Annotated in this window: 24 protein-coding genes; 22 read left to right on the top strand and 2 right to left on the bottom strand. The window is 53.8% G+C overall.

Annotated features, from left to right (window positions below):
• The first annotated feature begins 83 nt into the window (after window positions 1-83).
• The 6 genes from pgeF to MKY86_RS22480 all read left to right on the top strand — a co-directional run bounded on the left by pgeF (window position 84) and on the right by MKY86_RS22480 (window position 3765).
• Entirely contained in the window at window positions 84-941 is an 858-nt protein-coding gene (pgeF, locus tag MKY86_RS22505; RefSeq protein ID WP_076075934.1) for a peptidoglycan editing factor PgeF, read from the top strand.
• Window positions 942-945: 4 nt separating this feature from the next.
• A complete protein-coding gene (locus MKY86_RS22500; RefSeq protein ID WP_076075936.1) occupies window positions 946-1641 on the top strand; it encodes a YggS family pyridoxal phosphate-dependent enzyme in 696 nt (231 codons plus the stop codon).
• Complete coding sequence (locus MKY86_RS22495; RefSeq protein WP_036690181.1) at window positions 1641-2084, top strand: cell division protein SepF; 444 nt, start codon at window positions 1641-1643, stop codon at window positions 2082-2084. Before MKY86_RS22500 ends, MKY86_RS22495 begins: the two co-directional genes overlap by 1 nt.
• Window positions 2085-2091: 7 nt before the next feature.
• Complete coding sequence (locus tag MKY86_RS22490; RefSeq protein ID WP_036690179.1) at window positions 2092-2361, top strand: YggT family protein; 270 nt, start codon at window positions 2092-2094, stop codon at window positions 2359-2361.
• A 4-nt stretch (window positions 2362-2365) separates the two neighbouring features.
• Window positions 2366-3148, top strand: coding sequence for a YlmH family RNA-binding protein (locus MKY86_RS22485; RefSeq protein WP_076075939.1), 783 nt, complete (start codon window positions 2366-2368; stop codon window positions 3146-3148).
• A gap of 131 nt (window positions 3149-3279) precedes the next feature.
• Window positions 3280-3765: a DivIVA domain-containing protein gene (locus tag MKY86_RS22480; RefSeq protein WP_036690176.1), complete on the top strand. Its 486-nt coding sequence runs from the start codon at window positions 3280-3282 to the stop codon at window positions 3763-3765.
• A gap of 103 nt (window positions 3766-3868) precedes the next feature.
• Here the strand turns inward: MKY86_RS22480 and MKY86_RS22475 are convergent, their stop codons facing one another.
• Complete coding sequence (locus MKY86_RS22475) at window positions 3869-4312, bottom strand: hypothetical protein (RefSeq protein ID WP_036724258.1); 444 nt, start codon at window positions 4310-4312, stop codon at window positions 3869-3871.
• Window positions 4313-4422: 110 nt separating this feature from the next.
• Between MKY86_RS22475 and MKY86_RS22470 the strand changes: the two genes are divergently transcribed.
• The 14 genes from MKY86_RS22470 to MKY86_RS22405 all read left to right on the top strand — a co-directional run bounded on the left by MKY86_RS22470 (window position 4423) and on the right by MKY86_RS22405 (window position 22226).
• Window positions 4423-5397, top strand: coding sequence for a CgeB family protein (locus tag MKY86_RS22470; RefSeq protein WP_076075941.1), 975 nt, complete (start codon window positions 4423-4425; stop codon window positions 5395-5397).
• A 178-nt stretch (window positions 5398-5575) separates the two neighbouring features.
• Window positions 5576-6352, top strand: a complete 777-nt coding sequence (locus MKY86_RS22465) for a glycosyltransferase family 2 protein (RefSeq protein ID WP_076075943.1) — start codon at window positions 5576-5578, stop codon at window positions 6350-6352.
• A gap of 40 nt (window positions 6353-6392) precedes the next feature.
• Window positions 6393-7817 carry a CDP-glycerol glycerophosphotransferase family protein gene (locus MKY86_RS22460; RefSeq protein WP_076075946.1) on the top strand — a complete coding sequence of 475 codons (1425 nt, stop codon included), beginning with the start codon at window positions 6393-6395 and terminating at the stop codon, window positions 7815-7817.
• Between the two features lie 17 nt (window positions 7818-7834).
• Entirely contained in the window at window positions 7835-8839 is a 1005-nt protein-coding gene (locus MKY86_RS22455) for an SDR family NAD(P)-dependent oxidoreductase (protein ID WP_076076351.1), read from the top strand.
• Between the two features lie 11 nt (window positions 8840-8850).
• On the top strand, window positions 8851-9816 hold the full coding sequence (locus tag MKY86_RS22450) for an NAD-dependent epimerase/dehydratase family protein (protein WP_076076353.1): 966 nt from the start codon (window positions 8851-8853) through the stop codon (window positions 9814-9816).
• Window positions 9813-11012: a UDP-4-amino-4,6-dideoxy-N-acetyl-beta-L-altrosamine transaminase gene (gene pseC, locus MKY86_RS22445; protein WP_076075949.1), complete on the top strand. Its 1200-nt coding sequence runs from the start codon at window positions 9813-9815 to the stop codon at window positions 11010-11012. Before MKY86_RS22450 ends, pseC begins: the two co-directional genes overlap by 4 nt.
• A gap of 17 nt (window positions 11013-11029) precedes the next feature.
• Window positions 11030-12799 carry an N-acetylneuraminate synthase family protein gene (locus MKY86_RS22440; protein ID WP_340827520.1) on the top strand — a complete coding sequence of 590 codons (1770 nt, stop codon included), beginning with the start codon at window positions 11030-11032 and terminating at the stop codon, window positions 12797-12799.
• 20 nt (window positions 12800-12819) lie between these two features.
• Window positions 12820-13734, top strand: coding sequence for an aldo/keto reductase (locus MKY86_RS22435; protein WP_076075952.1), 915 nt, complete (start codon window positions 12820-12822; stop codon window positions 13732-13734).
• 4 nt (window positions 13735-13738) lie between these two features.
• Entirely contained in the window at window positions 13739-14533 is a 795-nt protein-coding gene (locus MKY86_RS22430) for an SDR family NAD(P)-dependent oxidoreductase (protein WP_076075954.1), read from the top strand.
• Window positions 14527-15645, top strand: coding sequence for a UDP-2,4-diacetamido-2,4,6-trideoxy-beta-L-altropyranose hydrolase (gene pseG / locus MKY86_RS22425; RefSeq protein ID WP_083684537.1), 1119 nt, complete (start codon window positions 14527-14529; stop codon window positions 15643-15645). Before MKY86_RS22430 ends, pseG begins: the two co-directional genes overlap by 7 nt.
• A complete protein-coding gene (gene pseH, locus MKY86_RS22420) occupies window positions 15617-16189 on the top strand; it encodes a UDP-4-amino-4,6-dideoxy-N-acetyl-beta-L-altrosamine N-acetyltransferase (protein ID WP_076075957.1) in 573 nt (190 codons plus the stop codon). Before pseG ends, pseH begins: the two co-directional genes overlap by 29 nt.
• Window positions 16167-17219 (top strand): pseudaminic acid synthase, encoded by a 1053-nt coding sequence (gene pseI, locus MKY86_RS22415; RefSeq protein WP_076075960.1) that lies wholly within the window; start codon window positions 16167-16169, stop codon window positions 17217-17219. Before pseH ends, pseI begins: the two co-directional genes overlap by 23 nt.
• A 1176-nt stretch (window positions 17220-18395) precedes the next feature.
• Window positions 18396-21488, top strand: a complete 3093-nt coding sequence (gene ileS, locus MKY86_RS22410) for an isoleucine--tRNA ligase (RefSeq protein WP_076075965.1) — start codon at window positions 18396-18398, stop codon at window positions 21486-21488.
• A 402-nt stretch (window positions 21489-21890) separates the two neighbouring features.
• Window positions 21891-22226 carry a DUF5665 domain-containing protein gene (locus MKY86_RS22405; protein ID WP_076076360.1) on the top strand — a complete coding sequence of 112 codons (336 nt, stop codon included), beginning with the start codon at window positions 21891-21893 and terminating at the stop codon, window positions 22224-22226.
• Window positions 22227-22326: 100 nt separating this feature from the next.
• Here the strand turns inward: MKY86_RS22405 and MKY86_RS22400 are convergent, their stop codons facing one another.
• Window positions 22327-23055 carry a TraR/DksA C4-type zinc finger protein gene (locus MKY86_RS22400; RefSeq protein WP_076075968.1) on the bottom strand — a complete coding sequence of 243 codons (729 nt, stop codon included), beginning with the start codon at window positions 23053-23055 and terminating at the stop codon, window positions 22327-22329.
• Between the two features lie 289 nt (window positions 23056-23344).
• Here MKY86_RS22400 and lspA point away from each other — a divergent pair, with 289 nt between their 5' ends.
• Both lspA and MKY86_RS22390 read left to right on the top strand, forming a co-directional pair.
• Entirely contained in the window at window positions 23345-23848 is a 504-nt protein-coding gene (gene lspA, locus MKY86_RS22395; RefSeq protein ID WP_076075971.1) for a signal peptidase II, read from the top strand.
• A complete protein-coding gene (locus MKY86_RS22390; protein WP_076075973.1) occupies window positions 23841-24815 on the top strand; it encodes an RluA family pseudouridine synthase in 975 nt (324 codons plus the stop codon). The genes lspA and MKY86_RS22390 overlap by 8 nt, the downstream gene beginning before the upstream one ends.
• The last annotated feature ends 69 nt before the right edge of the window (window positions 24816-24884 follow it).

The raw sequence follows: 24884 nt of genomic DNA, 5'->3' as shown, positions 1-24884 counted from the left end.
TGAATCCACTCCGAAGCATTACTTCACTTTGTGGGGAAGAGTTTGTGGGGCTGAGTGTGTTACACTTAAGCGGAGGTGAAGAGATGGAACCGTTTATGCAAAATGGCGCAGCGCCTATGCTGCTGCATCTGGAGCCGTGGCGTGAGCCGTATAGGGGCATTACTGCAGGCTTTACCGGCAGAGCAGGCGGAAGCGGCACGAAGCCTTATGACAGCTTCAATTGTGCTTTTCATGTAGGCGATGATCCGGCGGATGTGCTGGCTAACCGCAGCCTGCTGGCTGCGAGTTTGGGCTTCAGGCTGGCCGACTGGACCTGCGGGGAACAGACCCACGGCAAAGAGATCGCAGTCATTACAGAACAGGACCGGGGCCGGGGCAGCCTGGACCGGGCCTCTGCCTTTCAGGCCACGGACGGGCTGCTGACGAATGTGCCCGGGGTGCTGCTGACTTCTTTTTACGCTGATTGTGTGCCGCTGTTCTTCCATGATCCGCTGAACCAAGTAGTAGGGCTGGCGCATGCTGGCTGGAAGGGGACTGTGGCGGGAATCGCGGCGGCGATGGTGGAGCGCATGGGACAGACGTTCGGAAGCCGTCCTGAGGACATACAGGCTGCTATAGGACCTTCCATCGGTGACTGCTGCTATGAGGTGGATGATTATGTAATGGACCCTGTCCGCCGCCTGGAGGCCGGGCTGAACCTGCCGGCTGCGGCAGAAGGCGCGCGGGCTGTATATAGACCATCGGAGACAGACAGCAGCAAAATGATGCTGAACTTGAAAGAATTGAATCAACGCATTATGATAAAAGCAGGAATATTGCCGACTCATATCGAATGTACAACTTGGTGTACAAGCTGTAACAGTGATCTGTTCTTCTCCTACCGGAAGGAAAACGGGGTCACTGGGAGAATGACGAGCTGGATCGGAATAAAGGAGAGTTGACATTTTGGCCTCGCTACAAGAAAGAATAGCCACTACCCGGAAACGTGTCGCACGGGCCTGCACGGCCAGCGGCCGGGATGCCAGTGAAGTCAAGCTGATTGCGGTAACGAAATACGTATCGCTGAATACGGTTGCCGCTGTGCTGGAGGCAGGTCTTGAGGAGATCGCCGAGAGCCGCTGGCAGGATGCGGAGCCGAAATGGAATGCGCTTGGGCATAAGGGAATATGGCACTTTATCGGGCATTTGCAGACGAATAAGGTGAAGGACGTTATCGGTAAATTTCAATATATTCACTCTCTGGACCGGCTGTCGCTGGCCAGGGAGCTGCATAAGAAGGCGGAAGCTGCAGGACTTGAAGTGAAAGTGTTCCTGCAGGTGAATATTTCAGGCGAGGATACCAAGTTCGGCCTGGCGCCGGAAACGGTGGAGGACTTCCTGAGGGAGATCGCCCCGCTTGACCGGGTGAAGGTCATCGGCCTGATGACGATGGCCCCTCACGAGGAAGACCCCGAGGCGACCCGGCCGGTATTCCGCGGACTCCGCGAGCTGCGTGACCGCCTGAATCTCCTGGGCTTGACACCTGAGCCAATACAAGAGCTGTCGATGGGCATGTCGAATGACTTTGAAGTGGCGATACAGGAAGGAGCCACCCGGGTACGCCTGGGAACGGTATTAGTAGGTCATGAGGAGGGAGAATGATGGGCGTGATGAACCGATTTATGAGTTTCTTGGGCTTGCAGGAGGAAGAGGAGATTGTGGAACGGGAGCAAATCTCCCGTGATGAGGATGAATACGAACCCGCCCCTGTAGAAACACGCAAGAATCAGAGGGCCAACGTCGTCAGCATTCATTCCCAAAAAAATGTGAAGGTTGTGCTCTACGAGCCGCGTTCGTATGATGAGGCGCAGGAGATTGCCGACCATCTGCGTTCACACCGCACGGTAGTAATTAACCTGCAGCGGGTGCGCAATGACCAGGCGATGCGGATTATCGATTTTCTCAGCGGAACTGTTTATGCTCTGGGTGGAGGAATATCCAAAATTGGGGGCAATATATTTATGTGCACACCGGACACCGTGGAGATTCAAGGCTCCATTACCGAGATCCTGGGTGACGAGCAAGATTACAACAGAATGAGGTGAGCAGGTTTTGAACGAAGTATCTTCAATTATATACATCCTATTCCAGATTTACTATTACATGATCCTCGTGTACATTCTGATGTCCTGGCTGCCGAATCTGCGTGAGAACTTTATCGGCGAGCTGCTGGGCAAGCTGGTGGAGCCGTATCTGGCACCGTTCCGGAGGATTATCCCTCCGCTGTTTGGAACGCTGGATATTTCCCCGATTGTCGCGATTATCATGCTGCGCTTTGCCGCAGTCGGGCTTCAGTCTATCGTAACCTCGGTCTTCGGCTAATCCGATGAAGAATGAAATCTACGGGCATTTCCACCCGGATGAGCGGCCGTTTGTGGACAAGGCCTGGGAGTGGGTCACGAATGCCGGGGAGTATCATGAGACGAAGCTGACCGAATTCCTGGACCCCCGTCAGGCCTATATTCTGCAGAGTCTGGTGAACCGCCATCCTGATGTGATTGTGCGCTGGGAGGGCGGTTTTTCGGATGCCGAGCGGAAGCGGGGGCTGGTGGCTCCGGATTACCGTGACCTCACGGAAGAGGATATGGAGCTAAGCGTGCTGGCGATTACCTCAGGCGAACAGAAATTTCTCTCGCTTATGCATGGGGATTATATGGGAGCAATCCTGGGACTTGGCATTACAAGAGGCAAGATCGGTGATATTCATGTGCTGGAAGACGGCTGCCACGTAGTGGTGGCTGCTGACATCGCGGATTACCTGTCCATCCATTTGACCGGGGTACACCGGATTAACGTCAGTACGGAGATTCTGCCGTTATCCGGCCTGCGCAGCAGTGAGGTCAAGCTGGAGGCGATGGAGTTCACAGTGGCTTCTCTCCGGCTTGACGGGATTGCAGCGGATGTCACGCGGCTCAGCCGGAGCAAGATTCTGGCCCCGATCAAGGCCGGGCGCGTCCGGGTGAACTGGAAGGTCGAGGAAGATCCGTCCTGTTCGCTGAAGGACGGGGACATGGTTTCTATCCAGGGCTTCGGACGGTTCAAGGTGCTGGAGATCGGCAGCTTGACGAAGAAGGGCCGTTACCGGATTTTGGTAGGCAAATTTGTCTGAAGTCTTTGCAGGATTACAGCTGTGCTTGTCGAAATTGATAATCTCAGGGAAATATGGACATTTAGCAGGCCGTGCGCCGGTAATTGTCTTTCATCTATAATCTTCACCGAAATTTCTAGGAGGTGCACAGCATGCCATTAACACCGCTCGATATACATAACAAGGAATTCTCCCGGAGAATCCGCGGTTATGACGAAGATGAGGTCAATGAATTTCTGGATCAGGTGATTAAGGATTACGAGAGTGTGATCCGGGAGAACAAGGAACTGCACAACCAGCTGTTAACCCTTCAGGAACGCCTGGATCATTTCGTCAATATTGAAGAAAGCCTGTCCAAGACTATTCTTGTGGCCCAGGAGGCTGCGGATGATGTCAAGAACAACTCTAAGAAGGAATCCCAGCTGATCCTCAAGGAAGCGGAGAAGAACGCCGACCGGATTATCAACGAAGCGTTGTCCAAATCCCGCAAGGTGGCGATCGAGACCGAGGAGCTGCGCAAGCAGGCTTCGATCTACCGTACCCGGTTCCGGACGCTGCTGGAAGCCCAGCTGGAGCTGCTGTCCCAGGATGACTGGAATGCGCTGGAGAGCCGTGAGGTTAGCGAGAACGCGCTCTGAGCAGGTAACCGCTCAGATGCATACAAAAACTCCTTAGTAGAAGTTAATCTTGTTTGCTTTAGAGCAAATAAGACTTCTACCAAGGAGTTTTTTTGTGTAGCCTTTATACAGTGGCGATTACTTTTCCGGTGATGAGGATAGGGCCTCTTAAGGTGATATCTCCTTGAAGATCCTCCAGGTTTGTCGCAAATACCTGAATAGCATAATATCCTTCAGGAAGATCGGTAAGAATGGTCTGGAACATGGTGGTCATCCGCAGCGGTTCATCTTCATCGTTCGAGATGGAGGACTGCTGGGCACTGCCGACGAGGATTCCATCCACAAGGACTTCAAGCAAAAGCTTGGGCTGATCGGGCGGCGTGGCAAATACGTTCGTTACCTCCCAGCCAACGGTAGTAGTGAGTTCTACATAATTGCTTGGAGCAGGAGGAATTGCCATACCGAATTCTAATATCAAAGTTGGTGTGGCAGGGACTGGAATCATAATAACTCCAGTGCTTAGATTGGTATGGAAGCTTCTTGCATATTCAACTAAAGTTTGCGCCATATTTTCACCTCCAATTTGATCATAATCACATCATATGGTTTTCATGGATATTATGCTTGGGGCGACATCCTATTCTTTGGGAAATTGGGAGTTTATAAGGGAGGATTAGATTGAATATTCTATTTATTACCTCAGGTTTCCGGGCCGTCTATTACTTTTTTGAACAGAGTATAGTGGATGCTTTTCGGAAGGCCGGCCATCGTTGTGAATCTTTCACGCTAAAGAGTGGCTTGGATGCGCTAAAGCTTAAGCAGCAGTCCCTGCAGCCGGATCTGATTCTGGTCCTGGCCGGCCTCAAAATCACGACACCTGTGCTGGAATTCATACAACAAACCAAAGGGAAGTCAGCGATATGGCTGACCGAGGACCCTTATTATATGGATTGGACGGTTTCGCTCATCCCTTATTTTGATTACATCTTCACCATCGATCAAGCCGCATTGGAACAGTACAGACAGCTTGGTCATCCCCATGTCAATCATCTGCCACTGGGCACAGATCCCTGCCTGTTTCATCCCTCAGAGGTCTCTGAAGAGTATGAAAGTGATATTTGTTTAGTAGGTGTACCCTACAGTAACCGCATAGAGCTTATCGAATTCTTACTCCAGAGAACCGATTACCGGATTCAAATTGTGGGGAGAGGGTGGGGCAGGTATTACAATGAATGGGTGAAGCAGCCCGGCCAGACTATAGAGCTGGTGAACGCCTGGGTGAAGCCCGAAACAGCCGTGAATTATTATAATGGCGCTAAGATTGTGCTGAATATCCACCGGCCCTCCGCTGAGAAGTACAACCGGAACCGGGCGGGGATCATCGCAACAAGCATCAACAACCGCACTTTCGACGCGGCCAGCTGTGAAGCGTTTCAGCTTACAGACTATAGAAGCGGGCTCCGTCATCAATTTGAGGAAGGAAATCAGGTGGTTTCGTATCAGGATAAGCATGATTTACTGCAGAAAATCCATTACTATATGGCACATGACGATGAGCGCAAGCGGATAGCTGAAGCAGCGAGGCAGCAGGTGCTGGCCGCCCATACTTTTGAACACCGGGTGCATGATTTGTTAATGAACGTGCAAGCTTGATAGACGGATTTACCGGACCTGATTGACGCCTTACAGTTATTCTGTTAGGCGTTTATTCAGGTTGCCCTTAGATCCAGAGAAGCATTCTGTCCTCCATTTGAAAATTTAGTCTTCTAACCTATACCGTTTCGAAGAAGGATACATATGATAGCAAGTAAACAGCGAGGGAGGTATTCGATTGCCAAAAGTTACGATCATTATGACCAGCTACAATAAGGCCGCATATGTCGCAAAGTCCATTGAATCCATTCTGAATCAGACGCTTACAGATTTTGAATTCTACCTGATGGATGATAACTCGAATGAAGAAACTCTGAAAGTGATTGAGCCCTATCTCAAGGATAAGAGAATCAAATTCTTCCGAAGCGATACCAAAACCCTGCAGCAGAGAGTGGAGAAGGTCAGATATTCCGCGCTGATTAATCAAGCCCTGTATCAAGCAAAGGGAGAGTATATTTCCTATGCTACGGATGACAACTGTTACAGAAATACTAGACTTGAGCAGATGGTGGACTATATGGAGGAGAATCCTGAGGTCATGATTGCCTACTCTGCATCGCTGGTCAACTACTTGAATGAACACAATGAAGTGACCCGCAGCCAGTTAAGACCGGCCAAAAAAATCGTTTCGGTGGCCCCTTGCGTCATCGATCATTGCTCCATCCTGCACAGAAGCTCCATTCTTCCGGTCATTCATGACAAGTTCGGGTCCTACTGGGATGAGAATCCGGAGTTCTATAGAATTGGCGACGGCCGGTTCTTCTGGCGGCTCAACCAGTTCTGGGACTTCTACCCGGTGGATGAGGTTCTGGATGATAACTATATCACTGAGCTGTCGATTCATTATCAATTGCAGCATCAGGAGAAGAGCCAGTTCATTCAGATGCTTCCCCCGCAGCGCACCTGCAAGGAGCTGAGAGAAGAGCTGAAATCCATTCAGCAGCAAAAGAAATAAAGTCTTTGCATAGAAAGGTACCACGAGGAGGGAAAACGGATTGTCCATCTATCTGTCCAATTACTGGTCGCTCTATAGTGAATTTATTCATGTTGCGCAGGACCTGAAGTACAGGAATATCCCTCTGGCCCTGATGACAAATTTCTATCAGCAAATCAATGATGAGCTTAGAAGCGAGATGGGGAGCATTGATTTTAAGCTGAAGCTGGAGCATTCCGGTATTCAAGAGCAGCACCAAATTCAGCCATTCTTTGAAAAGTGGGTTGCGCCGCTCTATCAGCCCGTGAAGTCCAATCTGAAGGGCAAAATACTGATTAATCTGGACTATATCAGAATGTCGGAGCAAACGATCAGCGAGCATTTCAGCGGAAATTCGGCTATGATTCTATCCCGCTCCAGAGCGGATGAGCTATTTGGCATCCCCAATGTTTACAGCCTGGGCTACAAGCAGGACACCAAAGCTGAGGCGGAAGAGCTGATCCAGCGGGCGGCGGAGCTATTCGCTAAGGCCGAAGGACACCCTGCATTCAGTAATGAATTTTTTACCCAGACCTTCCTAAGCCGGATTCCTTCCATTGTAGATACGATTGAAATGGTGTTTAATCTCTACAATGACCTGCCGGTAGCCGCTGTAATGGTAGGTACGACAGAGGATGTTGCCAGCCGGACACTTGCCGTCGTTGCAGGGATTAAGGGGATTCCCAGCGTATGTCTGCAGCACGGAATTCTGATGGGAGAGGAAGCATTCATTCCTGTATTCTCCAGCCATATCGGAATCTATGGGCAATATGAACACGACTGGTATACAAGAAGAGGGCTTGAAGCGGAGCGAATTGTGATCACTGGCCACCCGCGTTATGATGATATCTTTACGGCACAGCATACCCCCAAAGATTCGTTCCGGGAGACCTACCAGCTTGACCCTCATAAAGTCACCTTACTAATCGCTACCGGACCAACGCTCGATGAATACAAGATCCGCACCCTGCTTACCCAGTTGGCCTCACATCCGCAATTCCAGTTGATTATTAAGCCCCATCCCTGGGAGCTGTCGAAGAAGCTGATCTCGCTGTATACCGAGTATGAAGAAGAATATAGCAATGTTCATGTGGTTACCGACAGAAAGGCTGATACCCGTGAGCTGATTATGAAATCGGACGCTGTGGTCGCCACCCTCTCCACGGTTGCCCTCGAAGGCCTTTTGTTCGATAAGCCCGTATTTGTCTACAAATTCATTCAGGCTAACCGTGAATATGATTACTATGATGCTCTTGATCCCTATATTCAAAAAGAGCCGGCTGATCTGACACGAATGGTGGCCCATTATTTCTCCAGCAATAAAAAGAAAGTAAACTACAAGGCTGTGAAGGATAAGTTCTTGCAGCAATCCTATCAGATTTCTGACTCCGGCAAAGCGCTTGCGGATCTCATGGACCGTCTGATCCACGGAAGCGAGAAGCGATGAAGCGGGAGGTGGAGAGTATGTTCTTCCGGAACAAGAAAATTCTGGTCATTGGCGGAACCGGCACCATCGGGAAAAGCATTGTGAGGCTTATCGCAGAGCAGGAGCCTGAAGTCATCCGGATTCTCAGCAGAGATGAATATAAACAATTTGAGCTGCAGAATGAACTGAACGGAAATCCAAGGCTGCGCTACCTGATTGGCGATGTTCGTAATTATGACCGTGTGCTGGCTGCGATGGAGGGGATAGATTATGTTTTCCATACCGCAGCTATGAAGCATGTATCCTTCTGTGAATATAACCCGTTCGAGGCTGTACTTACGAATATTATCGGCACTCATAACGTGATTCAGGCAGCGAAGCAGCAGAAGGTACGCAAGGTCGTTTTTACAAGCACAGATAAGGCCATTTCGCCGACCAACAACTACGGGGCCACCAAGCTGTCTGCTGAGAAGCTGATTTCCTCTGCCGTCACCTCGGGAGCCCTTGGCCAAACGGTGTTCTGCACTGTGCGGTTCGGGAATGTGATGGGCTCCAGAGGGTCTGTCATTCCCTTGTTTGTGAAGCAGGCGAGAGAAGGCAGAGCGATCACCGTAACAGATCTGTCCATGACAAGGTTCATGATGACCCTGGAGCAGGCGACCCGACTCACCGTTCAGTCCCTGCAGCTGGCGAAGGGTGGTGAGACTTTTATTCTGAAGATGCCGGTGATCAGGCTGAAGGATCTGGCTGAAGTTGTAGCCGAAGAGGCGCCGAAGAAATACGGGACCCGCCCGTCTGCGGTGAAGATTCTGGAGATTGGCCTAAAGCCGGGTGAGAAGAGGTACGAAGAGCTGATGACCCACGAGGAATCCTTAACCGCTTATGAATTAAAGGATGTATACATTGTCCCTTCCCCCTATGCTGCACCGCAGTCCTACCGGGAAGCAAGCAGGCCGAAGCCGGGCACCTACAGCTCCGAAGGAGAGATCCCGCTGACCAAGGAGGAGGTAAGGAAGCTGGCGATTGAACAAAATCTAATCTAGTGGAGGCTATTATGAATATACTCGTAACCGGAGGTACAGGGTTCATTGGCAGATGGGTCGTAGGGCGTTTGTTAAAGGATGGACAAAGTGTCTGGGTGATCGATAATTTGGCGAATTCATCCCTGGATAATCTGAAAGAGTATGAAGATAGCGAGTATCTGCAGAAGGTACAGATCATGGACCTCAAGGACAGAGAGGCCTTGAAGGAGCTTTTCCGGGAGAACACCTTCGACCTGTGCTACCATCTGGCTGCGAGCATTAATGTGCAAGACAGCATAGATGATCCTGAAACCACGTTCAACAATGATACGCTGGCCACCTTCTATCTGCTGGAGGAATGCCGCAAGCAGCAGGTGAAAGTGGTCTTCATGAGTACCTGCATGGTCTATGCCAGAGCTACGGATGAGCAGGGAATTGACGAGCAATCCCCCATCAAGCCAGCCTCGCCTTACGCCGGTGCCAAGATTGCTGCGGAGAATATGGTGCTATCCTATTACTATGCTTATGATCTGCCGGTGGTCGTTGTAAGACCGTTCAACACCTATGGTCCCTATCAGAAAACCGGGGGCGAAGGCGGCGTCGTGGCGATCTTCATTCACTGCAAATTAAAAGGCGAGCCGCTGAATATCTACGGAGACGGCACCCAATCACGGGATCTATTATACGTGGGGGACTGTGCAGATTTCGTAGTGGAGGCGGGCTACAGCGATAAGCTGCATGGAGAAATTGTCAATGCAGGCACGGGTGAGGATATCACCGTCAATCAATTGGCCGAGCTTATTGCAGACGGGCAGGCCCCCATCCATCACGTTCCGCATATTCACCCGCAGAGTGAGATCCAGAAGCTGTTATGCAATTACAACAAGGCGGAGAAGCAATTGTCCTGGACGCCTAAGGTTACCATTCAAGAGGGCATCCGGCGGACAGAGCAATGGATTCTTGAGACCTTTCACCGAAAGGAGCCGAACCAGTCATGAGAAAAAGCAAACTGGCCATTGACGGCGGGAAGCCTGTACGTGCCCACTACTTGCCGTATGGGAGACAGATGATCGATGACGAGGATATTGAGTCCGTGGTCAAGGTGCTGCAAAGTGATTACTTGACCAGCGGGCCGGCCATTGAGCAATTCGAAGCAGAGATTGCAGCGTTTACAGGGGCGAAATATGCGGTGGCTTTCTCCAGCGGAACAGCAGCGTTGCATGGAGCTTGTTATGCCGCCGGGATCGGTGAAGGGGATGAGGTGATTACAACACCGATGACGTTTGCCGCCACGGCGAACTGTGTGCTGTATCAGGGGGGCGTACCGGTATTCGCCGATATCGATCCGCGGACGTATAACCTTGATCCGCAGCGAATCAGAGAGAGAATTACGGCCAGAACAAAAGCGATTATTCCCGTCCACTTCACCGGCCAGCCGGCACAGCTTGATGAGATCCTGCAGATTGCCCGGGAGCATAATCTGATCGTGATCGAAGATGCCGCCCATGCGCTTGGTGCAAGATATAAGGGGAGAAGCATCGGGGCCATCGGGGACATGACCATGTTCAGCTTCCATCCTGTAAAGCATATAACAACGGGAGAAGGCGGAATGATTACGACCAATAACCCGGTGTATTATGAGAAGCTGCTGCAGTTCCGCACCCACGGCATCACCAGGGATGAGCGCAAGTTAAGGGAGAACCACGGACCCTGGTATTATGAGATGCAATTCCTCGGGTACAACTACCGGATTACAGATATACAGACCTCACTCGGCATCTCCCAGCTGCGCAGAATCGGAAGCTTCATTGAGAAGCGCAAGCAGCTTGCAGCCTTGTATCTGCAAGAGTTGAGCGGGACTGAAGAGCTTATTCTGCCGCATCAGCTTCCGGAGGCGGAGTCGAGCTGGCACCTGTTCATTGTCAGACTTCAGCTATCGAAGCTGAAGGCCACCCGCAAGACGGTCTTTCAGGCGCTGCAAAAGGAGAACATCGGAGTAAACGTCCACTATATCCCCGCCTATCTCCATCCGTACTACGAAAGCTTGGGGTTCCGCAAGGGAATCTGTCCGGTTGCTGAAAGCTGCTACGAGGAATTCATTACGCTGCCGTTATATGCGGGCATGGACTCCGAAGATGTGATGGATGTGGTCGCCGCGGTCAAGAAGGTGATCCGCCACTATTCCAAATCGTGAAGAAGGGAGTGAGCCAGGTGGCCAAGGCAAAAGTGATTGCCGAGATTGCCAATGCCCATATGGGCGACCCCGGCCGGCTGCGGGAGCTGATCCTCGCAGCCGCACGCAGCGGCGCTGACGGGGTGAAATTTCAATGGTTCCATTACGACAGCCTAGCGGTGCCGGATTTCATCCATTATCAGACGTATATCGATTTGTTCATCAGCAAGCAGCAATGGGCGGAGGCGGTACAGCTTGCCAAGGATGCGGGGTTGGAGGTCTGGGTAGATCTCTATGATGAATGGGGGGCCGGGCTGCTTACGGAGCTTGAATCCCAGGTAGACGGCTTGAAATTACCGACAACCGTCTTACAGTCGCTCCCCTTGACTCTAGCCCTGCACAGGTTCGATAAGCCCTTACTTATCGGTGTAAGCGGCTGGCTGGAGGAAGAGATGGATTCCCAATTATCCTACATCCGGAGTCATTTCAAAGGCCCCATCGTGCTGATGCACGGCTTCCAGGGCTATCCGACCCGGACGGAGGATTCCAATCTGAGCCGGATCGCCCATATTAAGCAAACCTATCAGCTGGAGGTGGGCTTCGCGGACCATGAGGATGCTGATCATGAAATGGCGATTGATCTTCCAGTCTATGCCTATCTGCTGGGGGCCAGTGTCATTGAGAAGCATATCACCCTGAACCGTGCGGAGAAGGGCATTGACTATTATTCCGCGCTGGAGCCGGAGGAATTCGGGCGGATGGTGGATAAGCTGCGCCGGGCAGAGTGTGTACAGGGCAGTCTCGAAATTAAGGAATCGGAAAGAAGGTACCTGGAGGATTCCTCTCTGAAGATCGTCTCCCGTACGGAGCTGCGCCCGGGTGAAATGATCACGCCTGCGAATATATGCTATAAGCGTTCCTCTATGCCAGATGCCCTCATGGCGCGCAATGCTTCGGTGCAATTCCCTATGATTGCAACGGCAGCAATACCAGCGAACACACCCATCACGCCCGGGAAGGTAAAAACACCCAAAATCTGCATCGCCGTCATCTGTAGATTGAAATCCACCCGGCTCCGCCGCAAGGCGCTGCGCGAGATTCACGGCATTCCAGCCATCGAGAGATGCCTGATGAATTGTCTGGCTGTGCCGGGCGGCTATGAGGTGGTGTTGGCCACCTCGGATCTGCCGGACGACCAGCCCCTTACAGCGTTCACCCTGAACCATCAGGTGAAGGTGGTAACCGGCGACCCGGACAATGTGGCTGCCAGAATGCTGAGCGTGGCTGAAGCGGCCCAGGCAGATATCGTAGTCCGGGTCACCGGCGACAATCCGGCTATTTCCCCGGAGATGCTTCAGCTTCTGATAGACCGGCATCTGGCAAGCGGCGCAGACTTTACCTACGCCAAGGAGTCGACCATGGGAACGGTGGGGGATGTGTTTACCGTTGAAGCGCTGAGAAGGCTGCTGCACTATTCCAATCCGCTTACGCATGCGGAGTATCTGTCCTTTTACTTTCTCAACAATCCGACGCTCTTCAAGATCAATGCTGTGGATCTTCCTGCAGAGTGGGTGCATCCCGAGTGGCGGTTAACCATGGATGAGATTCAGGATCTGGAGCTGTTCGAGGCGGTCTATCAGGCACTGGATGTGGGTGCAAGACCGCTATTCTTCGAAGAATTGAAGGCATTCCTGCAGGACCATCCCGAGGTGGCTGAGCGCAACCGGGGCATTCAGGTGAAATGGCGGGATGATACAGAGCTGGTCAAGGAGCTGAATGAAGCAACCACCCTGAAGAAGAGACCATAACGTTAGCGAGGCTTCGGAAGATGATGAATAAAGCCAGGCTTGTGCTGGGTACAGCCCAGTTAGGCGGAAATTACGGGATTGCGAATACAGCTGTCAATTTCTCTGTGCAACAGAGGAATGAGCTGCTCCAATATGCCCTCTCCTCGGGGATCGGTTATTTGGATACCGCACCGGGATACGGGGACAGCGAGTCTATCATCGGAGATTGCCTGGAGGGTGCAGAGCCGCAGAGCCGGCCGCAGATCGTGACGAAGCTCCCTTCCGTCCAGCGGTTAGGACTGCACACGGAGGAAGCGCGGAGGAGGTTCGTCACCTCTTCCGTCCGTTCTTCTCTGAACCGGCTGAAGTGCTCTGCGCTGGATGTCTGTCTCTTGCATGATCCGCTGGATCTGACTTACCAGGGCGGTGAAATTCTGCGAATGCTGCAGGAGCTGAAGCAGCAGCAGCTGATCCGTAGAATCGGCGTATCCGTGTATGATGCGGAGGATATTGCGAATTTTATGCGCGAGGAAGACCTGGACAGCATTCAAATTCCGCTGAATGTGCTGGACCAGAGATGGATAACGAATGGAATGCTGGAGCGGCTCGCCCGGAAGGGCACAGAAATCTTCGTCCGCAGTGTCTATCTGCAAGGCCTGCTGCTGATGGCACCGGAGCAGCTTCCGGCGGGGCTGAAGCAAGCGGAGCAGCCGTTGTTACGATTAATCAGGTACAGCGAGGAAACCGGGATACCGGTTAAAGAGCTGTGCTTCCTCTATGTGAGGGATCTTCCGGGGATATCAGGGCTGGTGATTGGTTGCGAGACGGTGGAACAGGTGCAGGAGAACCTGCGGATGATGGCATTGCCCCCTCTAAGCCGGGCAGTGAGGCAGAAGCTCGGTGAATCCTTTACGGATATTCCTGTAGAGATCATTGACCCCAGGAGGTGGAAGTAACCGGATGCGTACTCTTCAAGAATTATTCAATCTGCAAGGCCGGACAGCGGTTGTGACCGGAGGTGCTGGTTATCTGGGCACAGCTATAGCAGAGGGGCTGGCTGAGGCTGGCGCGTCAGTCTATCTGGTAAGCTCAAGTGGTCAGCGCTGCAAGGAGACCGCTGAGGCGATCACCCGCACCACCGGAGCAGCCTGCTTCGGCAAGGCAATGGATATCCGGGATGAAGCATCAGTCAGAGCATGTATTCAGAGCATCGCCGAAGTGGCCGGAAGCATCGATATCCTGGTGAATAATGCCGCGTTCAGCTCAGCCGCCAAGCTGGCCGTCATGAGTGAAGAACAGTGGCTGGCCGGGCTGGACGGGACGATCAACGGAACCTTCAGATGTGTCAAGTCCGTCCTGCCCTATATGGTTGAACAAAAGAGAGGCTCCATCATTAACGTCTCCTCGATGTATGGGCTGGTCTCGCCGAACCCGGAGGTCTACGGAGATAGCGGGATGGATAATCCCGCCAATTACGGGGCCGGTAAAGCGGCGATTGGCCAGTTTACCCGTTACATTGCCTGCCACTTCGGGCAACATGGAATCAGAGCGAATACGGTATCGCCTGGGCCTTTTCCGAATGCAGCGGTTCAAGCCGATCCGCAGTTCATCCGGCAGCTGGAGAGGAAGAATCCGCTGGGCAGGATCGGCACTCCTGAAGATTTGAAGGGAGTCATGGTATTCCTGGCTTCTGCCGCTTCAAGCTATGTTACAGGTGAGAATATCTCTGTTGACGGAGGCTGGACCGCATGGTAAGCACAGCAGCTAAGCAGATGAATATATGGATTCGCGCCGATTCCTCGTATTCTATGGGCACGGGCCATATTATGCGCTGCCTCACACTTGCAGGCGGACTTGCCGCCAGGGGCGGGCAGATCACCTTCATCTGCCGCGAGCTGCCGGGGAATCTGGCAGATTATATCAGGGGGCAGGGCTATGCGGTGGAGCTGCTTCCGCCGCCGGATGATCCGTCGTACGCCGCATTCTGGCTTCAGGTGGATTGGCGGACCGATGCCCTGGAGACAGTGCAGCGGCTGGAGGGAACTGCTCCTGCAGATTGCCTCATTGTTGACCATTACGGGATTGATAAGCGGTGGGAAGCATGGGTGCAGGGGAAAGTGAAGAAGATCGTGGTCATCGACGATTTGGCGGACCGTCCGCATGAGTGTGATCTGCTGCTGGACCCCAATCCATCTGCTGCCCGGGATCGCTACCAGGGGCTGCTTCCCGCTTATTGCACGAAATTGACAGGCACCTGCTATACGCTGCTGCGGCCGGAATTCCGCGCAGCTAAGCTGGGGCTGGCTGAACGGGACGGAAGCATCAACCGGGTTTTGGTGTTTTTTGGCGGCACAGATCCTACGGGCGAGACCCTGAAGACCTTACAAGCATTACAGAGCCCCGCATTCGCTAACCTGCGGCTGGATGTCGTAGCAGGCGGAATGAACCGCCGCAAGGATGACATCGCAGCCTTATGCGACACGATGCCACAGGCCAGCTTCCATTGTCAGATTGATTACATGGCTGACTTGATGCAGAAGGCAGACCTCTCCATCGGAGCAGGCGGAAGTACGACCTGGGAGCGCTGTTACCTGGGCCTGCCTTCACTATGTATTATTACGGCCGATAATCAGCGGGAGATCACAGCCTTGGTTCATGCGCAGGGGGCTGCACTTTGCCTGGGGAAGAGTAACGAGGTGACCGCTCAAACAATTGAGCAGGGGCTTAATTCTATGCTCGCTAACCCGCCCAGGGTACGGGCCATGTCTGAGCAGGCGCTTCGCCTGATGGGCGAGGATAAATGGGATGAGGTCATAGACAGGATTATGGGAGGGGACTATGGCAGACCTAAGGGACTACAGGCTTGAGAAGCTGGGCCAAGAGCACAGCCGGCTCATATGGGAATGGCGCAATGCGGATCATATCCGGCCCTATATGAATCATGACGGGATCATTGCGCTGGAAGAGCATCTTAGCTGGATGGATGCTATTGCCGAGGATACCAGCCGGGTGGTCCGAATCTGTTACTATCTGGACACACCGGTAGGCTTCGTACAGTTCTCACAGCTCGACAGGGTCCACAAGACCTGTGAATGGGGCTTTTATATAGGGGACAAGAGCTGTCCCCCCGGCTCCGGCACCATGATGGGAATCTTGGCGCTGGAGCATATTTTCCAGGTGGAGCAGCTAAGTAAGGTGTGCGCGCAAATCCTGGATTTCAATCAGCGGAGCTTGTCCTATCACCGCAAACTAGGCTTCATTGAGGAAGGCAGGCTAGGCAGGCAACGGATCAGAAATCATCAGCCTGTGGATGTGGTCTTGATGGCCCTGTTCCGGGAGCAATGGGAGAAGTACAGGCTACGGCTGACAGAGGAGGCAACGACAGGCCATGAAGGAAATCAGGATCGGTAACCGCACCATCGGCAGCGGGCATCCGCCTTTTGTCATCGCGGAGATGTCCGGTAATCATAATAAGTCCCTGGACCGCGCGCTCGACATCGTTAAGGCCGCCGCCCGGGCGGGCGCACATGCGTTCAAAATCCAGACCTATACGCCGGACACCATGACGCTTAATCTGCAGAATAAGGATTTCATGATTGGGGATTCGAATGGACTGTGGAAGGGAAAATCGCTGTATGAGTTGTATGCTGAGGCGTATACGCCCTGGGAGTGGCATGAGCCTATCTTTGCTTCGTGCAGGGCGCTCGGGATGATTCCGTTCAGCACCCCGTTCGATGAGTCCTCGCTCGAATTCCTGGAGACCCTCGGCGTCGACTGCTACAAGATTGCTTCCTTCGAAAATAATGATATTCCCTTATTGCGGAAGGTGGCCTCCAAAGGGAAGCCGATGATTATTTCCACCGGGATGGCCTCGCTTGGCGATATTGAACAGGCTGTCCACACCATTACCGGGGCAGGCTGCCAGGAATATATACTGCTCAAATGCACCAGCAGCTATCCGGCTTCGCCTGAGAATACCAACCTCAATACCATTCCGTATCTGCGCGACGTCTTCCGTGCTCAGGTGGGCTTGTCCGACCATACCCTGGGCGTAGGGGCCGCTGTGGCAAGCGTGGCGCTGGGCAGTACGGTGATCGAAAAGCATTTCACCCTGAACCGTGCGGAAGGCGGGGTGGATGCTGCATTCTCCCTGGAGCCGGCAGAATTCGCTTCCCTGGTCCGGGAGACAGATACGGCCTGGAGGGCACTCGGGGGTATCTCCATCGGTCCCACCCCCGAAGAAGAGAAATCCCTGCAATTCAGACGGTCTGTCTATACCTCCAAGGACATCAAGGCCGGAGACCTGCTCACTGCGGATAACATCAAAGTCATCCGCCCCGGCTACGGCCTCGCGCCCAAATATTATGATCTGCTTCTCGGCAAACGTCTCAGAACCGATCTGCCCGTCGGCACCCCGCTGAGCTGGGACCTGCTGCTGTAATCCGCCTTGACAATTGGGGAGAAAACGTCTATAACTAGAACATATCTGTATCCATTGAATCCAAATTCGATGACGGGACAAGTACGATAAGGTAACGTTCTCCAGAGAGTCGGTGCTTGCTGCGAGCCGATCGTTCACGCCTTACCCGAAGATCCTCCCCTAGAAGCTAAGCTGAAGCGTGTAATACGTGCGTAGGCTCCGCCGTCTGCCGGACGTTATCCCGGACCCGCAAGGTTGTCTTATTGCCTGCGGACTGAGATTGTACTGAATCCACACCCTTAGGATGTGCGTGCAGTGCAGATTAGGGTGGTATCGCGAGCGCTGTCTCGCCCCTTTGGGGGCGGGGCGGCGCCTTTTTGTGTGGTGGGCATCCCGAATTTCTATCCCCCTAAATCCCCCTTCCAAGGGGGACCCCAAGGGCTGGCCGCCCTCTGGACACCCGCAACAAGTGCTCCGTGGAAAGAGTGGCGTGGGCGGAAGGGAATGGACTCTGTTGGCGGAAGGACCGGCCCTTCTTAGGCTCCCCTACGGGAACGCCTGCGGGGCCTTAACAGCGCCCCGGGCTCAGCCCGTCCAGTGCTGCCTCCGGGGTCGCAGGCCAGGTGGCCCAAGAGTCAACGGCAAGCCCCCCGTCCAGTGCTGCCCTCCGGGTTCGCGGGCCGGGTGGCCCAGAGCAAAAGGCAAGCCCCCCGTCCAGTGCTGCCCTCCGGGTTCGCGAGCCGGGTGGCCCAAGAGTCAACGGCAAGCCCCCCGTCCAGTGCTGCCCTCCGGGATCGCGGGCCGGGTAGCCCAAGAGTCAACGGCAAGCCCCCCGTCCAAGTAGCTGCCCTTCGGGTTCGCGGGCCGGGTGGCCCAAGAACGAACGGCAAGGCCCCCGGGCGGGAGCCCGGTGGTGCCTAGTGCAGTTAAGGCCCCGCAGGCGTACCCGTAGGGCAGCCTAAGAAGGGCCGAGGACTCCGCCGAAGTAATCCTTTCCGTCCACTGACCCTGCTCCTCGCGCGATGCATTTATTTCGGGTGTCCAGAGGGCAGCGCCCTTGGGGCCCTCCCTTGGCGAAGGGAGGGTTTGGGAGGGATCGAAAATTTTTTGAATCATTAAAATCTTTAAAATCTTTTAAGGAAGAAGGCTCGGATGATATCCGATACAGTTTAAGACTAAACGAAGGGATTGACCATCATGCATAAGGTAGACGTCAAAGAAAAAGCCCGGGCCAGAGATGTCCGGATCTTGAAAAAGTGGAGCGAGGAGGATACGTTCCGCCGGTCTATGGAGAACCGCGAGGGACGCCCGAACTATGTGTTCTATGAAGGGCCGCCGACCGCGAACGGGGTGCCGCATATCGGGCACGTGCTGGGCCGGGTCATCAAGGACTTCATCGGCCGCTATCAGACCATGAAGGGCTTCCGCGTCATCCGCAAAGCGGGCTGGGATACGCACGGCCTGCCGGTAGAGCTCGGGGTGCAGAAGAAGCTCGGCATCTCCGGCAAGCAGGATATCGAAGAATACGGTGTGGAGAAGTTCATCAAGGAATGTAAGGAAAGTGTCTTCGGCTATGAGAAGCAGTGGCGTGAATTCACAGAAGCGATCGGCTACTGGACAGATCTGGATCATCCGTATGTAACGCTGGACAATACGTATATTGAGAGCGTGTGGAACATCCTGGCTACGGTTCATGAGAAAGGCCTGATGTACCGGGGTCACCGCGTTAGCCCATACTGCCCTAGCTGCCAGACGACCCTCAGCTCCCATGAAGTAGCCCAGGGATATAAGACAGTTAAGGATCTGAGTGCCACCGCCAAGTTCAAGCTGGACGGCAGCGGCGACTATGTGCTGGCCTGGACGACTACGCCTTGGACGCTTCCGGCGCATATGGCGCTGGCGATGAATCCGGCTATGGAATATGTGCGTGCGCAGCAGGAAGACGGCGTGTATGTACTGGCTAAGAATCTGGTGGACGAAGTGTTGAAGGGCGAGTACACCATCCTGTCTACACACACAGGCGCTGACTTTATCGGCCAGAGCTACACACCACCGTTCGGTTATATCAAGGCAGAGAAGCATAATGTGATTGTCGGAGCCTCTTTTGTAACGGACTCCAGCGGTACCGGGATCGTACATATGGCTCCGGCTCACGGGGAAGACGACTATAAGAGCTGCCGCGAGAATGGGATCAGCTTCGTGAATGTAGTGGATGCTTCCGGGAAATACACGGATGTAGTGAGTGATTTTGCCGGACGGTTCGTGAAGGACTGTGACCTTGATATCGTGAAGGTACTGTCTGAACGTGGACTGCTCTACCACAAAGAGAAATACGAGCACAGCTATCCGTTCTGCTGGCGCTGCGACACCCCGCTGCTCTATTACGCAACAGACAGCTGGTTCATCCAGACGACAGCAATCAAGGATCAGCTGATTGCCAACAATAACAGTGTGGACTGGTACCCGGACCATGTGCGCGAAGGCCGCTTCGGCAAGTTCCTGGAGGAGCTGGTGGATTGGAATATCAGCCGTAACCGCTACTGGGGTACTCCGCTTAACGTATGGGTCTGCCAGGATACCGGCAAGGAATTCGCACCGCACAGCATCGCCGAGCTGAGAGCGATGGCCATCGGCGAGGTCGCTGAGGATATCGAGCTGCATAAGCCGTATGTGGATAATATCCAGCTGCGCAGCCCGTTCAGCGAAGGCGGCGTCATGGTCCGCACCCCGGAAGTGATCGACGTCTGGTTCGACAGCGGCTCGATGCCGTTCGCCCAGAGTCATTACCCGTTCGAGAATCAAGACCGGTTCGAGGACCAGTATCCGGCAGATATGATCTGCGAAGGGATCGACCAGACGCGCGGCTGGTTCTACAGCCTGCTGGCGGTATCGACCTTGTTCACAGGCAAGGCTCCGTATAAGGCAGTTATCGCCCACGGCCATATTTTCGATGAGAACGGCCAGAAGATGTCCAAATCTAAAGGCAATGTCATCGACCCTTGGGAGATCATGAACGAATACGGCACGGATGCCTTCCGCTGGGCCATTCTGTCTGACAGTGCGCCGTGGAACAACAAGCGGTTCTCGCGCGGTCTGGTCGGGGAGACGAAGTCCAAGGTAGTGGACACTCTGGTGAACACACATGCCTTCCTTACGCTGTATGCCGGAATCGACGGCTATGATCCTGCGGATCACCCGTTCAAGGTGTCTGAGCATAAGCTTGACCGCTGGATTCTGTCCCGTCTGAACAGCCTGATCGTGCTGGTGGATAAGGGGCTGGCTGTGAATGATTTCGTGAACACCTCCAAGGCCATTGAGAACTTCGTGGATGAGCTGAGCAACTGGTACATCCGCCGTTCCCGTGACCGGTTCTGGGGCAGCGGGCTGGGCGAAGAGAAGCTGGATGCTTACCGCACCCTTACGCATGTCTTGCTGACCACAGCCAAGCTGATGGCTCCATTCACCCCGATGCTGTCCGAGGATATCTTCACGAACCTGGGCGGCGGGGAGAGCGTGCATCTGGCAGACTATCCCGCAGCGGATGAGAACCTGATCGATCTTGCTCTGGAAAAAGATATGGAGTACGCCCGCGGCATCGTCGAGCTGGCCCGTAACGTCCGCAACGAGAGCGGCATCAAGACCCGCCAGCCGTTGTCCGAGCTGATCGCGTCCACTCCGGACGACTTCAACGTGGCGGATTATGAAGAGCTGATCAAAGAAGAGATCAACGTCAAAAATATCGTCATCGAGCACAGCGACAGCGGCTTCGTAGACTTCACCCTGAAGCTGAACCTGAAGGTGGCAGGCAAGAAATACGGCAAGAGCGTCGGCTTCCTGCAAGGCTTCCTCAAAGCGATGGACAGTGACGCTACCCGCAAAGCAGTGCAAGAAGGCGTTATCGCCATTGTGTCACCGGACGGAGAAGAGCTGCAGATTACGTCTGAGGAGCTGCTGGTGGAGAAGCAGGCCAAACCAGGCTTTGCCTCCGCTTCCGGCTATGGACTGACAGTGGCCTTGAACACGGAAATCACGCCGGAGCTGGTACAGGAAGGCTGGGTACGCGAAGTCGTACGTGCGGTGCAGGACTACCGCAAACGTCTGGATCTGCCGATCGACAAGCGGGTTGCGCTGACCCTGCATGTCGATGACGAGCTGAAGGCGGCGGTGACTGCATTCGAGCATGTGCTGCGTGAGAATGTACTGGTGACTACGGTTGATTTTGACGGAGAGTATACCTATGAGACAGTGGATGCCGGCGGCAAGAGTATCGGTATTCATATCGGCGCTTAACTCCGGAGCGGCCGCGCATTTCCTGCATTACTTGTCCCTGTATGGCATATACTAGCCGCTAAGGAAAAGTTTCCACGGGTTAGAATGCAAATGACGAGCCCTGTGCTTGAAGAGAGAATTCTCTTTGACCGGGCTCGTTTGTTTTGCGGTGTACAGACAACCAGGAGGTGCAGGGGCATGGGCGGATGGAAAGGCGGGAAGATTCCTGCGGAGCAGCCGAAGCAGCCGGACGGGCCGGGAAGAATTTCGATCAGAACCACGGACAGAGGGAATAACAGGGAGGAAGGACCGCATGAGCAGCAGCCCCCGCATTCGGGAGCAGGCCCTTCGGGCAAGACAGAACCGGGCGCAGAATATCCTGAGAAAAGCCAGCCAGCCGCTTCTTCCCGTCCTAAGCCTGCAGTGACTGTCACAGCAGCCGTCGATCCGGCCGATCTTCCCCCGGAAGAGAAGCTGAACGCCTTGTACCGGATGACCACGAGTCTGGCTCAACAGATGGAGAAGTCACGAATCTCGGAATATACCGAGCTGCTGCATTCCCCGTTCCGGCTGATCTGGCTGAACATTCTCTCCGGCGTGGCCAGGGGGCTGGGGATTGCGCTCGGATTTACTTTTTTTGCGGCGACAATTATTTATGTGCTTCAGGTGCTGGGTGCGCTCAATCTGCCGATCATCGGCGACTATATCGCGGATATTGTACGGATTGTCCAGCATCAGCTGGAGCTGAAGACGTTCTGAGCGTGGATGAACAGGAAATAACCCCACAGTGTGGGGCATTGCGGCTTGGATAACGGGCACGGCAATCTTCCTTTATAAAAAGAGGCACGAATCAGCGGCGCTACTTCCGTTCTTTTCGAGTCGGGTCCAGCAGGTAGTCGCCTTCCTCGTCGTCCATGTAATGGCGGTAGCTGTTGCCCTTGATAATCATTAGATGATTGCCTGAAATGTCGGTGGCCACGAAATTCTCCCAAGGCTCCACGAAGCCCTCGGTTTCGTCCGCTTCGATCTCCATATCATTGTAGGAGCCGATGTTGTTCCCTTCAGCCATAGCCGGCGAATCCGAGTTGCCCCAGCTCTCCACGATCTGCCAGGCATCCTCGCCATCGAAGCCGTTCTGGTCGTCCCGCTCATCCAGACTGGTGCGGCCAAACGGCGGGGACAGCAGCTCCTCCTCGGCCGGACGGGTGAAAGGAGCGCTCTGGCGGGGAGCATGCTCTTTCGTGTAGCGGGTGGAGGGAAGGGCGGCCAGGCGTTCATAAGGAATCGGTTCGCCGCTGGCGAGGCATATGCCGTAGGTTCCTTCATCCATCGCCTGCAAGGCAGCTTCAATATCGTCCAGCTCATGCTCATCGCGCTCCAGCAGGGAGATATCCATGGAACGGTTATACAGCTCTGTGGCAGCATCGCCGGGATGGTTATCGATTTCGGACAGCTCTCCGGTGTTGTCCCGCATAGCCTCCTGCAGTCCGTATTGTCCGCTATTGCTTAGCCTGTGCTTGATATCCTCCTGCTGCTGCAGGAGAGCAGTACGCAGCCCGGAGAGCTGCTGTGGTGTCAGATGGCTCATTGCTGTGAGCTCCTTTCGGTAGCTAATCGCTGAAATGGGCCTAGCGCCGGTGCCAGGGATGAAGGAAGTGAAGAATACCCCGGCAGGATACCGGCGAGGCCGTTTCTTTCTCTGGATAGCTTGGCCTCCGGGGCCCTTTTTTAGCGCTGGCAAATAGTGCCCTTCCTTAACCGGCTTACCTGGTCATGCAATAGACGGGTTCTTGAGGCCTGTGCTACAATATACAAGTCTTTATACAGTATTCGTACCGCGTAGCCGCGGGAAAAATAAGAACGGAGTGACAACTTCTGTGGTGTACTTTCTGATTGCGCTAATTGTATTTCTGATTGACCAGGGTACCAAATATCTGATTGCCACCCGGCTGGAGCTCGCAGAGCAAATTCCGGTAATCAAGGATTTCTTCATTATTACGTCGCACCGCAATCGTGGAGCCGCCTTCGGAATTCTGGAGGGACAGCAGTGGTTCTTCATTGTGATTACAGTAATTGTTGTATGCGGAATCGTCTGGTACCTGAACAAAGCCCGCAAGACCCGCAAGCTGCTGCCTACTGCACTGGCGCTTGTCCTTGGCGGAGCGATCGGCAACTTCCTGGACCGGATTCTTAACGGTGAGGTTGTGGATTTCCTCATGTTCAATTTCGGCAGCTATACGTTCCCGATCTTCAATGTGGCTGATTCCTGTATCGTGGTCGGGGTGGGTCTGATTATTCTGGACACGCTGCTGGAAGTGAAGGGCGAACAGGAAGTCACCGAGGTGAAGGAATCACAGGAAGTCAAAGAAGGGAATGAATGATTTGAACAAAGACGTCAAAGAGCTGGCGGATTCTGGCGCCCTCGAGGAAGAAAGAGACGTCACTGAGTGGATCGTTGCCGAGGAGAATGCGCGGGAGCGGATTGATAAATACGTTACAGAGGCCATGGAAGACGAGATCTCGCGCTCCCAGGTTCAGCTATGGATCAGCAGCGGCCATGTTGTGGTCAACGGCGCGCCGGTCAAAGCGAACTACAAGCTGAATGAAGGCGATAAGGTAACCGTTACGGTGCCCGAACCCGAGGTTACGGATCTGATCGCACAGGATATTCCGCTGGAAGTGGCCTACGAGGACAGCGATGTGATTGTGGTGAATAAGCCACGCGGCATGGTCGTGCATCCGGCAGTGGGACATCCCTCCGGCACCCTGGTCAATGCGCTGATGTATCATTGCAAGGATCTGTCCGGCATTAACGGCGAGATTCGCCCAGGCATTGTCCACCGCATCGACAAGGATACCTCCGGTCTGATTATGGCGGCCAAGAATGACGCCAGTCATGCTTCGCTGTCCGCCCAGCTTAAGGAGCACAGTGTGACCCGCCGCTATATCGCAGTGGTGCATGGTAATCTGTCTCATGACAAGGGAACCGTAGATGCGCCAATCGGCCGTGATCCGCATGACCGCAAGCTGTATACCGTAACCGAGAAGAACAGCAAGCGCTCCGTGACGCATTTTACCGTGCTGGAGCGGTTCGGTGACTGCACACTGCTGGAGCTTCAGCTTGAGACAGGACGCACGCACCAGATCCGTGTTCACATGAAATTTATCGGCCATCCGCTGGTGGGTGATCCGGTCTACGGGCGCAGCAAGGGAACTACTATGAACGGACAAGCCCTTCATGCAGCGGTACTCGGTTTTGTACATCCTTCTACAGGCGAGTACAAGGAGTTCAGCGCACCGATTCCGGCGGATATGGAAGAGCTTCTATTTACATTGCGCAGCAGATAAGTACAAATCAATAGATTATAAATCCATGGTACACAGGCCCGATTTGCGTCATATTAAGAGCATAGCTTC

The sequence above is a fragment of the Paenibacillus sp. FSL R7-0333 genome (assembly GCF_038000365.1).
In the GTDB taxonomy this organism is placed as follows: Bacteria; Bacillota; Bacilli; order Paenibacillales; family Paenibacillaceae; genus Paenibacillus_AQ; species Paenibacillus_AQ silagei.
This window is presented reverse-complemented; position numbering and strand designations above follow the sequence as displayed.

Bases quoted from the DNA above. Each gene is read 5' to 3' on its own strand.
- pgeF (WP_076075934.1), top strand. From the start codon at position 84: ATGGAACCGTTTATGCAAAATGGCGCAGCGCCTATGCTGCTGCATCTG.
- MKY86_RS22495 (WP_036690181.1), top strand. From the start codon at position 1,641: ATGGGCGTGATGAACCGATTTATGAGTTTCTTGGGCTTGCAGGAGGAA.
- MKY86_RS22485 (WP_076075939.1), top strand. From the start codon at position 2,366: ATGAAGAATGAAATCTACGGGCATTTCCACCCGGATGAGCGGCCGTTT.
- MKY86_RS22480 (WP_036690176.1), top strand. From the start codon at position 3,280: ATGCCATTAACACCGCTCGATATACATAACAAGGAATTCTCCCGGAGA.
- MKY86_RS22475 (WP_036724258.1), bottom strand. From the start codon at position 4,312: ATGGCGCAAACTTTAGTTGAATATGCAAGAAGCTTCCATACCAATCTA.
- MKY86_RS22455 (WP_076076351.1), top strand. From the start codon at position 7,835: ATGTTCTTCCGGAACAAGAAAATTCTGGTCATTGGCGGAACCGGCACC.
- MKY86_RS22450 (WP_076076353.1), top strand. From the start codon at position 8,851: ATGAATATACTCGTAACCGGAGGTACAGGGTTCATTGGCAGATGGGTC.
- pseC (WP_076075949.1), top strand. From the start codon at position 9,813: ATGAGAAAAAGCAAACTGGCCATTGACGGCGGGAAGCCTGTACGTGCC.
- MKY86_RS22435 (WP_076075952.1), top strand. From the start codon at position 12,820: ATGATGAATAAAGCCAGGCTTGTGCTGGGTACAGCCCAGTTAGGCGGA.
- MKY86_RS22430 (WP_076075954.1), top strand. From the start codon at position 13,739: ATGCGTACTCTTCAAGAATTATTCAATCTGCAAGGCCGGACAGCGGTT.
- pseG (WP_083684537.1), top strand. From the start codon at position 14,527: ATGGTAAGCACAGCAGCTAAGCAGATGAATATATGGATTCGCGCCGAT.
- pseH (WP_076075957.1), top strand. From the start codon at position 15,617: ATGGCAGACCTAAGGGACTACAGGCTTGAGAAGCTGGGCCAAGAGCAC.
- pseI (WP_076075960.1), top strand. From the start codon at position 16,167: ATGAAGGAAATCAGGATCGGTAACCGCACCATCGGCAGCGGGCATCCG.
- ileS (WP_076075965.1), top strand. From the start codon at position 18,396: ATGCATAAGGTAGACGTCAAAGAAAAAGCCCGGGCCAGAGATGTCCGG.
- MKY86_RS22400 (WP_076075968.1), bottom strand. From the start codon at position 23,055: ATGAGCCATCTGACACCACAGCAGCTCTCCGGGCTGCGTACTGCTCTC.
- MKY86_RS22390 (WP_076075973.1), top strand. From the start codon at position 23,841: ATGAATGATTTGAACAAAGACGTCAAAGAGCTGGCGGATTCTGGCGCC.